The organism is Pandoraea faecigallinarum (assembly GCF_001029105.3).
Taxonomy (GTDB): Bacteria; Pseudomonadota; Gammaproteobacteria; order Burkholderiales; family Burkholderiaceae; genus Pandoraea; species Pandoraea faecigallinarum.
On record NZ_CP011807.3, the window covers coordinates 4,807,978 to 4,821,098 of the forward strand.

Here is a 13,121-nt window from a genome sequence, read left to right on the forward strand (position 1 = left end):
CTTTTGAGCGCTTCGCCAACCTCGCGTAACTCTCCTTTTCACAACTGGAGTTTGCACATGTTGGGAGAGTTTTCCTCACACGTGAAAACGGCCCAACAAACTTACGTTGTGTGACGTCTTATATCTAAGAGCTGATGTCACTTTGACGTCCCGCGGGCGAGGAGTTTGCCGCGCTACGCCGCGCAGAAACGGACAAGAAAAAACCGTCCGGACGTTACCACCCGGACGGTTTCTTCACAGTGACGCAGAAGCCTACCTCCGCGTCCCCTCCTCTCAACCAGACAACCACCCCGTATTTGTGGTTTCGGCAGGCACAACCCGATGCGAACACCCCGCCACCGGCGGGGCGTTTCGAGACTTAGCGCGGCAGTTCCGAGTGCCCCATCAGGAACTCGTCGACAGCACGTGCGCACTGACGGCCTTCGCGAATCGCCCACACGACCAGCGACTGGCCGCGGCGCACGTCGCCTGCGGCGAACACCTTCGGCAGGTTCGTCGTGTAGGCGCGCTCGCCTTCGGTCGAGGCGCGCACGTTGCCGCGCGCGTCCTTGTCCACACCGAACGCGTCGAGTACCGTTTGCAGCGGCGAGACGAAGCCCATCGCCAGCAACACGAGGTCGGCCTTGATCTCGAATTCGGAACCCGGCACTTCCTGCATCTTGCCGTCCTTCCATTCGAGACGCACGGCAATCAGCTTTTCGACCTTACCGTTCTTGCCTTCGAAGCGTTTCGTGGCCACCGACCAGTCACGCTCGCAGCCCTCTTCGTGGCTCGACGACGTACGTAACTTGGTCGGCCAGTACGGCCACACCATCGGCTTGTTCTCCTGCTCCGGCGGCTGCGGCAGCAGTTCGAACTGCGTCACGGTCTTCGCGCCATGACGATTCGACGTACCCACGCAATCCGAGCCGGTGTCGCCGCCGCCGATCACGACCACGTTCTTGCCCGTCGCCAGCAGTTGGTCCGCGAGCTTGTCGCCCGCATTGACCTTGTTCTGCTGCGGCAGGAATTCCATCGCGAAATGGATGCCTTCGAGTTCACGGCCGGGCACCGGCAGGTCTCGAGGCTGCTCTGCACCGCCAGCGATGACCACGGCGTCGAACTGGGCCTGCAACTGCTCCGGCGAGATCGTCTCTTTGGAGAAGTTGTTGATGTGCGCATCGGGGGCGTCCTTGCCCACGTAGACACCGGTGCGGAACGTCACGCCTTCGGCTTCCATCTGGCGCATGCGACGGTCGATCAGCCACTTCTCCAGCTTGAAATCGGGAATGCCGTAACGCAGCAGGCCGCCCACGCGATCGTTCTTCTCGAACACGGTGACGTCGTGACCGGCGCGCGCGAGCTGCTGCGCTACCGCCATGCCAGCGGGACCCGAACCGACCACAGCCACCGTCTTGCCGGTCTTGTGCCGGGCCGGTTGCGGCTCGACCCACCCTTCGCTCCAGGCCTTGTCGATGATCGCGTGCTCGATCGACTTGATGCCCACGGCGTCGCTGTTGATGTTCAGCGTACAGGCCGCTTCACAGGGTGCCGGGCAGATACGCCCCGTGAACTCCGGGAAGTTGTTGGTCGAGTGCAGCACCGAGATGGCCGACTTCCAGTCCTGGCGATACACCAGATCGTTGAAGTCGGGAATGATGTTGTTGACCGGGCAACCGTTGTTGCAGAACGGAATGCCACAGTCCATGCAGCGTGCGCCCTGCACTTTTGCCTGTTCGTCGGAGAGCGCGAGAACGAACTCCTTGTAATGCTTCACGCGTGCCAGCGGTGCTTCGTATGACTCGCTCTGGCGCTCGAATTCGAGAAAACCTGTGACCTTGCCCATGTTTCTTCAGTCGGAAAGTTTTGTGGTTACCGTGCCTCACCCGCGCGCGGCACGCCTGCGGGGCCCTCACCCCGCGTGGCGTTGCCGCGCCAGCGGCTTCAGGCCGCCAGTGCTTGTTTGTCGCCCGCCTTGGCCATTTCGCCCAACGCGCGTTTGTATTCGCTAGGGAACACCTTCACGAACTTGCGGCGTGCGCCGTCCCAGTCTTCGAGCAGCGCTTTGGCGCGCGTCGAGCCCGTGTACTGGAAGTGGCGCTCGATGAGCTCGCGCAGTTGCGCCTCGTCCGTCTGCCCTCGATGCCACAGGCCCTGGCTCACCGTACGCTCCTGCTCACCATGCGGCAGCACCGGATCGAGCGCCACCATCGCGGTGTTGCACTTGGCCGCGAACGTGCCGTCGGCGTCGTACACGTAAGCCACGCCGCCCGACATACCGGCTGCGAAGTTACGGCCGGTCTCGCCCAGCACGACCACCGTACCGCCCGTCATGTATTCGCAACCGTGGTCGCCCGTGCCTTCGACGACAGCCGTGGCTCCCGAGTTACGTACGCAGAAACGCTCGCCTGCCACGCCGTTGAAGAACGCTTCGCCTTCGATGGCGCCGATCATCACGGTGTTGCCCACGATGATGTTGTCTTCGGCGTTGCCGCGGAAGTCGTTTGTCGGGCGCACGATGATGCGCCCGCCCGACAGGCCCTTGCCAACGTAGTCGTTGCCGTCACCCACCAGATCGAGCGTGATGCCGCGCGCCAGGAATGCGCCGAAGCTCTGACCCGCCGTGCCCTTGAGTTGCACGTGAATCGTGTCTTCCGGCAGGCCTTCGTGACCGTAACGCCTGGCCACTTCGCCCGAGAGCATGGCCCCGACCGTACGGTTACGGTTGCGCACCGGCTGGATGAACGAGACGTGCTCGCCCTTTTCCAGCGCCGGCAGCGCCTTCTCGATCAGTGCGTGATCGAGCGCCCCGGCAAGACCATGGTCTTGCGTCTCGACGTGCAGACGCGGCACGTCGGCTTCCACTTCCGGCAGGTGGAAGATGCGGCTGAAATCGAGGCCCTTCGCCTTCCAGTGCTCCACACCGGACTTGGTATTGAGCAGGTCGGCACGGCCGATCAGGTCGTCGAACTTCGCAATGCCCAGTTGCGCCATGATTTCGCGCACTTCCTCGGCCACGAAGAAGAAGTAATTGACGACGTGTTCCGGCTTGCCCTGGAATTTCTTGCGCAGCACCGGATCCTGTGTCGCAACGCCGACCGGGCAGGTGTTCAGATGGCACTTGCGCATCATGATGCAGCCCTCGACGACGAGCGGTGCCGTCGCGAAGCCGAACTCGTCTGCGCCGAGCAGTGCACCGATGACCACGTCGCGGCCGGTCTTCATCTGACCGTCGGCCTGAACGCGGATACGGCCGCGCAGGCGGTTGAGCACCAGCGTCTGCTGCGTCTCCGCCAGCCCCAGTTCCCACGGCGTGCCGGCGTACTTCACCGACGACAGCGGCGAAGCCCCCGTACCGCCATCGTGCCCGGCAATCACCACGTGATCGGCCTTGGCTTTGGCGACACCCGCGGCCACCGTGCCCACGCCGACTTCCGACACGAGCTTTACCGAAATCGACGACGACGCGTTCACGTTCTTCAGATCGTGAATGAGCTGCGCCAGATCTTCGATCGAGTAGATGTCGTGGTGCGGCGGCGGGGAAATCAGACCGACGCCCGGCACCGAGTAACGCAGCTTGCCGATGTACTCGGTCACCTTGTGACCCGGCAGTTGACCGCCTTCGCCCGGCTTCGCGCCCTGCGCCATCTTGATCTGGATCTGATCGGCGGAGACCAGATAGTCGGCCGTCACGCCGAAGCGGCCCGACGCGACCTGCTTGATCTTCGAGCGCAGCGAGTCGCCGTCTTGCAGTTCGATATCGGTTTCGATGACCTCGCGGCCCACGATCGAGGCGAGCGATTCGCCCTTCTTGATCGGAATGCCCTTGAGCTCGTTGCGATAGCGGCGCGGATCTTCGCCGCCTTCGCCCGTGTTCGACTTGCCGCCGATACGGTTCATCGCGACGGCCAGCGTGGCGTGCGCCTCGGTCGAAATGGAACCGAGCGACATGGCGCCCGTGGCGAAACGCTTCACGATTTCCTTCGCCGGCTCCACCTGATCGAGCGGGATCGCGCGTTGCGGATCGACGCGGAACTCGAACAGACCGCGCAGCGTCATGTGGCGCTTGCTCTGGTCGTTGATGAGGTTCGCGTATTCCTTGTACGTCTGGTACGAGTTCGAACGGGTCGAGTGCTGGAGCTTGGCAATGGCATCCGGCGTCCACATGTGGTCCTCGCCACGAATGCGGAACGCGTACTCGCCGCCGGCGTCGAGCATGTTCGAGAGCACCGGGTTGTCGCCGAAGGCCTCGCGATGCAGACGCACCGCTTCCTCGGCCACTTCGAAAATACCGATACCGCCGACATTCGAAGCCGTGCCCTGGAAGTATTTCTGAATCAGTTCGCGCGACAGGCCGATGGCTTCGAAGATCTGCGCCCCCGTGTACGACATGTACGTCGAGATGCCCATCTTCGACATGACCTTGTGCAGGCCCTTGCCAACGGCCTTCACGAAGTGCTTGATCGCCTTTTCCGGCGTGAGGTCGCCGCCTTGCTTGCGTGCGATCTGCGCGAGGGTTTCCATCGCCAGATACGGGTGGACAGCTTCCGCGCCGTAGCCCGCGAGCAGCGCGAAGTGGTGCACTTCACGCGCCGAACCGGTTTCGACCACGAGCCCCGTGCTCGTGCGCAGGCCTTGGGCCACCAGATGCTGATGCACGGCCGACGTGGCGAGCAGCGCCGGGATCGCGACCTGTTCGCGATTCGTCAGACGATCCGAGACGATCAGGATGTTGTAGCCCGACTTCACGGCGTCGACAGCTTCGGCGCACAGCGACGCGAGGCGCGCTTCGATGCCTTCCTTGCCCCACGCGACCGGATAGCAGATGTTCAACTCGTACGAGCGGAATTTGCCGCCGGTGTACTTGTCGATGTGACGGATCTTCGAGATTTCCTTGAAGTCCAGCACCGGTTGCGACACTTCGAGACGCATCGGCGGGTTGATGTTGTTCGTGTCGAGCAGGTTCGGCTTCGGACCGATGAACGACACCAGCGACATCACCATGTTTTCGCGAATCGGATCGATCGGCGGGTTCGTGACCTGCGCGAACAACTGGCGGAAGTAGTGATAGAGCGTCTTGTTCTTGTTGCTCATGACCGCGAGCGGGCTGTCGTTGCCCATCGAGCCCACGGCTTCTTCGCCGTTGATCGCCATGGGCGTCATCAGCAGCTTCACTTCTTCCTGTGTGTAGCCGAATGCCTGCTGCAAATCGAGCAGCGGCGTGGCCGTGTCGTGATGCACGCCGGCTTCTTCGACCTTCGGCTCGATCTCGTCGAGCTTGATGCGCACGGCGTCGATCCAGCTCTTGTACGGCTTGGCGTTGGCAAGGTTGTCCTTGAGTTCCTTGTCGTCGATGATGCGGCCCTGATCCATGTCGATCAGGAACATCTTGCCCGGTTGCAGGCGCCACTTCTTGACGATCTTCGATTCGGGGATCGGCAGCACGCCCGATTCCGATGCGAGGATGACGACATCGTCCTCGGTAATCACGAAACGTGCCGGACGCAGACCGTTACGGTCGAGCGTGGCGCCGATCTGACGGCCGTCGGTGAATGCGATGGCGGCGGGACCGTCCCACGGCTCCATCATCGCGGCGTGGTACTCGTAGAACGCGCGGCGGTTCTCGTCCATCAGCGTGTGCTGTTCCCAGGCTTCCGGGATCATCATCATCACGGCGTGGGCGAGCGGGTAGCCGGCCATCGTGAGCATTTCGAGACAGTTGTCGAACGACGCGGTGTCAGACTGCCCCGGATAGATCAGCGGCCACAGTTTTTGGAGATCGTTGCCCAGCACGGCCGACGAGATCGCACCCGTACGGGCGTTGATCCAGTTGACGTTGCCCTTCACGGTGTTGATTTCGCCGTTGTGCGCCACCATGCGGTACGGGTGCGCCAGTTCCCACGCAGGGAACGTGTTCGTCGAAAAACGCTGGTGAACGAGGGCGAGTGCCGAGACGGTGCGCGGGTCGGCCAGGTCGCGGTAGTAGCGTCCGACCTGATCGCACAGCAGCAGGCCCTTGTAGACGATGGTGCGCGCCGACATCGACGGCACGAAGTATTCCTTGCCGTGCTTGAGCTTGAGCGCCTGGATGCGGTGGCTCGCGGTCTTGCGGATGACGTACAGCTTACGTTCGAGCGCGTCCGTCACCATGATGTCCTGGCCGCGGCCGATGAAGATCTGGCGAATGACCGGCTCGGTGGCCTTCACGTTGGGCGACATCGGCATGTCGCGATCGATCGCGACATCGCGCCAGCCCAGCACGACCTGACCTTCCGCCTTCACCGTGCGTTCGAGTTCCTGCTCGCAGGCCAGACGCGACGCGTGTTCCTTCGGCAGGAAGATCATGCCCACGCCGTATTCGCCGGCGGGCGGCAGCGTCACGCCCTGCCGGGCCATCTCCTCGCGAAAGAACCGGTCGGGAATCTGGAGCAGAATACCGGCACCATCGCCCATGAGCGGGTCGGCACCGACGGCGCCCCGGTGATCGAGGTTTTCGAGAATCTTCAGACCCTGCTCGACAATGGCGTGGCTCTTCACGCCCTTGATGTGAGCCACGAAGCCAACGCCACAGGCGTCGTGTTCGTTGGCCGGGTCGTACATGCCCTGTGCGTCCGGCGCCAAGTACGCCTCACCCGGCAGCGCTGCTGCCGTCGCAATCGGTTGTTGTTTCTTTTCCACGAGTTACACCGTCTCTTGGCGAGGCCGCCGCGCGCATGCTCGTCGCGGTCGGCCGGGTTAAGTGGGGTTGGCCGGGCGGGCCAGCACTGCGGATTCGCACGCGTCGAAGGTCGTTCTCGGGCGTTGCCACAGGGGTCGACTCAGCGCGCACGGTTTTCCGCATCGCACCAATCGGCCGAAGTTGGAATATACGCCATGAAATTCACAATGACAAAAGAATTTAATGGGGTCAGATTCCAATTAAAAACCGCACCAAAAGAAGGCTTGTTTTAATTGGGGTCAGATTTAATTCCGGCAACGTCAAGTTGCCGGAAAAATCTGTGATTTCAATCGCTTGAGGACGCTTGAGGATGTTGGAAAGGAAACGTGGCAGCCGGAACCGGCCTGCCAAAAAACAACGTCAGAGGGCTTCAGGTGCCGGTTTGCGAGGACGCCCACGCGTGAGCGGACTCACCCGGCGGTTTGCCGCTAGCGACATTCGCGCCTGATATTCGGGTCCGCCAAGCAACCACCCCTTCTGCGTCGCTGTACGCAATGCGTCGACTTCATGCGCGGGGAGCGGAACCGAAAACCCCTCCGCGTAAGCCCGTTGGCGCTCAAATGGCGTGTTGCCCAGCGCCCAGTAAAGGGCGTGATCCGTCACCAGACTGTCGACGGTCAGTCCGACGTGATGGTTGTAACTCGACCATAAGTAATTGCCCGGGGCGTCGACCAGTCCGGCGCGCACCGGATTGAGCTCGACATAACGGCTTGCGAGCAGCAGATAGTGCTCGGCCTCGATCACCGTCGCCCGATACCGCCCTTCCCACAGCGTGCCGGTACGCTGATGACGTCGATTGAAATAGAGGACGTAATAGCGGCCGACCGACTGCAATGTCGCGGGCAGGCTGCGCTCGTCGCCCGGCGTGGCGACCAGATGCAGATGGTTCGGCATCATGCACCAGGCGTGAATGGCAAGCCCGTTGGCACGTGCGGCATCGCGAAGGCGGTCGTGAAACACGCGTCGATCCTCGTCGTCAACGAAGATTGCCTGCCGGTTATTGCCGCGCAGAATCACGTGCTGCGGCTGACGTGGAATGAAGAGTCTCGGTAATCGGGCCATGCTGATTCAAATGTAATGCTTTAAAGCTCGACATCACGATTCGCGAGAGAGATTCACCATGAAAAATCTCTTTAAATACTGATATCTCGCCAAACCCAGTTGATTCGTACAAAAGTTCTAGATCCGACGATTGCGCCGCGAAATCCCAAGCGCATAATGCATCGAAAAATAAATAAATAATCTTGGGAGGAAAGACAAATGGCAACTCGGACCTATCGGTCCGCGGCGTGCTTATGCGCGCTCGGACTCGGCATTTCCCTGGCGTCCACCAGCGCCAGTGCACAACAGGCCGGCGACAACGTCGTCAACCTCGGCTGGTTCCACATTGCGCCACAGGACTCCAGCAAGCCGATGACCACCAACGTCACGCAGGAAGGGATCACCCCCGCCCTCGTGCCCTCGAACTTTACTTCACCCGGCAGCGGCGCGAAGGTCAGCAACGCCGACACGCTCGGGCTGGTCATCACGCACTTCTTCACCGACAACATCGCGCTCCAGACGGTGGCCGGCGTTCCGGCCAAGTTCAAACTCACCGGTCAGGGCGTGATTGCACCGCCGGGACTGGCCGGCGCGCTCACGAGTATCGACCTCGGCGCGGCGCAAAACAATCCGATCGTGCAAAGCGTGCGCCAGTGGAGCCCGGCGCTCGTGTTGCAGTATTACTTCGGACAGGCCAATTCGACATTCCGCCCGTTTCTGGGAATCGGTGTGAGTTACTAACTTTTTAGAAAGTAAATTCATTGTGCCGCATATTGGCACTCGGGTTGTTGGAAGAACGATTTGACGAGTTCGGGCAGTTTTTGGATTCGCCGCAGGGCGCCAAGTGCGAGTTTTTTCATGTCATCGCTGTTTTGCACAAGGCGTCGGCTGACCTGGCGTTTGACATGCGCCCACACTTGTTCGTCCGGGTTCAGTTGCGGTGCGTACGGCGGCAGGTAGAACAGCTTGAGCCGGCCATCGAGCGATGCGACATAGTCTTTGACGAGCTTGGATTTATGGATGGGATGACCATCGACGATGAGGAACACGGGTTTTGTCGCGCCGATCATCAGGCGCGTGAGGAATTCTTTGAAGGTACGTGAGCTCACGGAACCTTCATGAATCATGAACCGGAAGTCGCCGCGTGGGCTGACTGCCGAGATCATATTCAACGAGAACCGGCGTCCGGTCACGGTAACGACAGGCGTTTGTCCAATCGGCGCCCAGGTTGTGCCGGTGTGGTAATCGGAACGAATGCCGGCTTCATCGGCGAAGTAGATCGTGGCACCTTCGGCACGGGCCTGGGCTTTGATCGCGGGATAGGTTTCGGCTTCCCACTGCTGGACTAACTTGGCATCTTGCTGCCACGCTTGGTACAGCGGCTTTTGAACCGAGAACCCAAGCAGTTTCATCACGCGACTGACGGAGGCCAACGCCAGGGTTTTTCCGAACTGCCGTTTGATCAACTCGCCGATCAGCGACAATGTCCACAAACCGAATTCGAACTTGAACTGTTGCGGGGAGTTCTCGCGAACGGCTTGGGCAATCCAGCGCATTTCGTCGGCGCTGATCTTTGGCGGGCGACCGGAAATCGGTTTGGCCAGCAATGCATTTTGCCCGCCGTCAGCGAACTTCGCGAGCCAGCTAAAAATCGTGCGAACACTCAGGCCGTACGCAGCCGCCACGTTGGCTACCGCTTCGCCTGCGCGCACCGCTTTGACGGCTTGCTGGCGCATGACCTGGAGGGTGTGGTGGTCCAGTTTGCGACCGTCGGATAAGCGTTTGCATTTCATCTCGACACTATATCGCAAAAGTGATTTTACTTTCTAAAATGTTAGTATACGTTCTTCACGAACGTCAATCTCAATCCGAATTTTGAATCGGCGCTGAATCAGAACTTCGGCAGCGTGCTCGCTTTTACTTCCGGGCATAACGGACCCACAACGGTGGAAGCCAAATCTTCCGCGTCATGGCAACCGGTTTTCAACGCCGGTGTTTCTTATGCATTCGATAAGCACTGGGTCGCAAGCGCGTCGGTCTCCTACCTGCCGCTCAAGACCACGGCGAACATCAAGATCAAGGCGCAGGACGGCACCGTGCTCTCGTCCTCGGACGCCGAAATCAAGCTCAATCCGATTGTGACGTTCGTCTCCCTCGGCTACAAGTTCTAGACCCAGCGGGCGGGACGCAAATTGCGTTCCGCCCGCTGCGGCCGGAATATCGGACTCCGCAGTGAATTCCTAAAGCGTGCCTGACATATAAGGGCGCGCTTTTCTTTCGTCCAGCGCTTTTTTCTAAGGGCATTCCATAGGTCGATGCGCGGATACAACACCATTAGAGCGTGACCTCCAGTCTCTTGCTATCCGCGAATATGCACGGTCGGCATAATGGCCCTGAATTTCATTTAACGAAATTCTCGACAATAAAGAATCTTGAGCAGGAGACGAATCGATGAAGTTGAAGCATTTGACGATTGCTGCCGCGGCTATGCTGACGGCATCGGGGACCGCCTTCGCACAGCAGGCCGGGGATACGATGGTCAGCGCGGGCTGGTTCCACCTCTCGCCCCAGGTTTCGAGTGATCCGCTGCACGTGACTGGATCGAATATTCCGGGACTGGCGTCGCAGGTGAACAGCCGCCTGGGCAATACGGGCGCGAATGTCGACGACGCGGACACGCTCGGCCTCACGCTGACCCATTTCTTCACCGACAACATCGCGGTCGAAGGCGTGTTCGGCGTGCCGCCGAAATTCCGCCTGTATGGCACGGGCAGCCTTGCGTTGCCGGGCGGAGGCTCGCTGGCGTCGGCCAAGCAATGGAGTCCGGCCGTCTTGCTGAAGTACTACTTCGGCAAGGCGAACGACACGTGGCGTCCGTTCGTCGGTATCGGTGCGAGCTACTTCTGGTACTCGAACATTGAACTGACCCCAGGCTTCCAGTCGCTGGCGAGCAACGCTCTGACGGGTGGGTCGGGCGGAAACACCACGGCACAGTTGACGAACTCGTGGGCACCGGTGTTCAACGCCGGTCTTAACTGGAACGTCGACAAGCATTGGACGCTCGCCTTCTCGGTGTCGTACATCCCGGTGAGCACGACGGCCAAGCTGACGACGACGCGCGGTCCGATCACGACGACCAGCGAAGCCAAGGTCAAGCTGAACCCGGTCGTGACGTTCCTGTCGTTGGGCTATCGCTTCTAAGGCGCTGATCCAGCCGCTTCCGGAAATTGCGGGTGGGTGGCTGGCTGTCGATTAAACGCTTTATCGTCGCCGCGGAGGCACGTTGGGGACTCCTGGAACCCCGTAGCGCTCCCCGGCCGTCGCGGCACGATGTAAATCGCGTCAAGTTGCACCGAAAACGCCGCCTCGTGCGGCGTTTTCGCATCTATCCCCTCGTCGGATACGATGTCAGCGCATTCCCACATTATCTTCAGCCAACCGGCTGCAACTTTCTTTTTTCGCAAACGGTCTGTTGAGGTGTACGCACGCAAGCGGGCCGCGCCATAATGGCCGCTCGCCTCAGGGTTCCATCGGCGTCTGTCTCCTCCCGGTTGTGCCGGACGCCGCATTTCAATACCACCTCTTGGGAGTCTGAAAATGGGAATTGCCTCGAAAGCGGAAACGGCACTCAACAGCAGCCTGGAAGACGCACGCTTCGCCGGGCGGCGTACCGCGCGAGCGGCGCGTCTGGCGAGTGGCGATGTGTCTTCCCGTGTACGCGACCTGCTCGACGATCTCGATCATGCATTGTCCAATGCCAAGTCGGCGTCCGACATCGAAGCCTTACGCGCCGAGATCGGTGACAAACTGCGTCAGGCACGTAGCGACTTTGGTGATGCGCGTGCCAAGTTGCGTGATCGAGCGAACGAAGTGTGGGACGAAGCCGACGGCTATGTGCATGAGCGTCCGTGGCAAACCATCGGCACCGTGGCCGCAGTTGCTCTGGTGCTCGGCTTCATCGCCGGACGTAGCTAAACGCTGTCATCCGAAGACGCGACACGACAGCGCCCGGTTACGTATGGTTATGTGCGGTTATGTGCCGTTACGTATGGTTACCGCGGAACGAAAACAGCCGGCAAGACGCCGGCTGTTTTTTTGCGCAGGCGTGAACGGCAGGGAGGCACGATTTCGCAACCAGCACTTTTCGCGCCGGCCGGCTCCTGCCCACTTACGGCGTACGTACGCCCAAGGCATCGACACGCTGGACGAGTCCCGCCGACGCCGGGTGCCCCCATCAGAGGGTAGGTTCGACGGCGAATAGGCGGCGGTATTCCTTGATCGCGTAGCGATCCGTCATTCCGGCCACGTAATGGGCGATCCAGCGTGGCTGATCCTGCGGATTCTCCGGCCGGTAGTTCGGCGGCAACAGCCGCGGGTCCGTCAGAAACGCCTCGAACAACTCCTGCACGATGCGCTGCGCCTTGGCAGCCATGCGCATAACCAGGTAGTGCCGGTAGAGGTTGTCGAACAGAAACCGCTTGAGACTGCCGGCTTGCTCGCGCATCTCCGCGCTGAACGCGACCAACGGTCCAGACGCACGTACGTCGTCCATCGAGAACGGCGACGCATCAGCGATACGCTGGCGCGTCGTCGCAATCAGGTCGACGATCAGGGCATTGATGATTCGCCGCGTCGTTTCGTGCACCAGACGTCGCCCGGAAATGTCGGGCCACTCAAGTTTCGCCTCTGCGCAGTAGCGCTTCCACAGCGGTACCTCGTCGAGCTGTTCCAGGGTCAACAGTCCGGAGCGCACCCCATCGTCGATATCGTGATTGTTGTAGGCGATCTCGTCGGCCAGATTGGCAATCTGCGCCTCGATGCCCGGCTGACGCCCCTTGAGAAATCGCTCGCCGAGCTCACCGAGGCCACGAGCATTCGCGCGGGAACAGTGCTTGAGAATGCCTTCACGCGTTTCGAAGCAGAGGTTCAGGCCATTGAAGCCGCCGTAATGCTCTTCGAGTTCGTCGACGACGATGAGGCTTTGGAGGTTGTGCTCGAAGCCGCCGTATTCCTGCATGCAGGCATTGAGCGCATCCTGCCCGGCGTGACCGAAGGGCGTATGTCCGAGATCGTGTGCCAGCGCGACGGCTTCGACGAGATCCTCGTTCACGCGCAGGTTACGGGCAATGGACCGGCCGATCTGCGCGACCTCGAGGCTGTGTGTCAGACGCGTGCGGAACAGATCGCCTTCGTGGTTCACGAAGACCTGTGTCTTGTACTCGAGACGGCGGAACGCCGTCGAATGAATGATGCGGTCGCGATCGCGCTGGAACTCGGTACGCGTCGTCGGCGCCACTTCCGGGAACCGGCGGCCGCGCGTCCCGCTGGAGCGCGCCGCGTAGGGGGCGAGCGACGCTTCGTAATCGATCATCGCCAGCCCTCC

The 13,121-nt window shown here is 60.9% G+C and carries 8 protein-coding genes and 1 pseudogene; 4 read left to right on the plus strand and 5 right to left on the minus strand.

Annotated features, from left to right (window positions below):
- Positions 1-358: 358 nt before the first annotated feature.
- The 3 genes from AB870_RS21140 to AB870_RS21150 form a co-directional block, all read right to left on the minus strand.
- Positions 359-1,825 carry a glutamate synthase subunit beta gene (locus AB870_RS21140; protein ID WP_047906185.1) on the minus strand — a complete coding sequence of 489 codons (1,467 nt, stop codon included), beginning with the start codon at positions 1,823-1,825 and terminating at the stop codon, positions 359-361.
- A gap of 98 nt (positions 1,826-1,923) precedes the next feature.
- Positions 1,924-6,657 carry a glutamate synthase-related protein gene (locus AB870_RS21145; protein ID WP_418303974.1) on the minus strand — a complete coding sequence of 1,578 codons (4,734 nt, stop codon included), beginning with the start codon at positions 6,655-6,657 and terminating at the stop codon, positions 1,924-1,926.
- Between the two features lie 400 nt (positions 6,658-7,057).
- Positions 7,058-7,759, minus strand: coding sequence for a transposase (locus AB870_RS21150; protein WP_047906186.1), 702 nt, complete (start codon positions 7,757-7,759; stop codon positions 7,058-7,060).
- Between the two features lie 198 nt (positions 7,760-7,957).
- Between AB870_RS21150 and AB870_RS21155 the strand changes: the two are divergent.
- Positions 7,958-8,476: pseudogene (locus AB870_RS21155) on the plus strand (OmpW/AlkL family protein); the annotation flags it as partial.
- 20 nt (positions 8,477-8,496) lie between these two features.
- Here the strand turns inward: AB870_RS21155 and AB870_RS21160 are convergent.
- Entirely contained in the window at positions 8,497-9,531 is a 1,035-nt protein-coding gene (locus tag AB870_RS21160) for an IS630 family transposase (protein ID WP_047906187.1), read from the minus strand.
- A gap of 153 nt (positions 9,532-9,684) precedes the next feature.
- Here AB870_RS21160 and AB870_RS21165 point away from each other — a divergent pair, with 153 nt between their 5' ends.
- The 3 genes from AB870_RS21165 to AB870_RS21175 all read left to right on the plus strand — a co-directional run bounded on the left by AB870_RS21165 (position 9,685) and on the right by AB870_RS21175 (position 11,713).
- Positions 9,685-9,909: an OmpW family outer membrane protein gene (locus AB870_RS21165; protein WP_237170002.1), complete on the plus strand. Its 225-nt coding sequence runs from the start codon at positions 9,685-9,687 to the stop codon at positions 9,907-9,909.
- Positions 9,910-10,189: 280 nt separating this feature from the next.
- Positions 10,190-10,939: an OmpW/AlkL family protein gene (locus AB870_RS21170; RefSeq protein ID WP_047906188.1), complete on the plus strand. Its 750-nt coding sequence runs from the start codon at positions 10,190-10,192 to the stop codon at positions 10,937-10,939.
- Positions 10,940-11,335: 396 nt separating this feature from the next.
- Entirely contained in the window at positions 11,336-11,713 is a 378-nt protein-coding gene (locus AB870_RS21175) for an ElaB/YgaM/YqjD family protein (protein ID WP_053059472.1), read from the plus strand.
- 259 nt (positions 11,714-11,972) lie between these two features.
- On the opposite strand, the gene AB870_RS21180 is transcribed toward AB870_RS21175, so the two are convergent.
- Positions 11,973-13,109, minus strand: coding sequence for a deoxyguanosinetriphosphate triphosphohydrolase (locus AB870_RS21180; RefSeq protein WP_047906189.1), 1,137 nt, complete (start codon positions 13,107-13,109; stop codon positions 11,973-11,975).
- Positions 13,110-13,121: the final 12 nt, after the last annotated feature.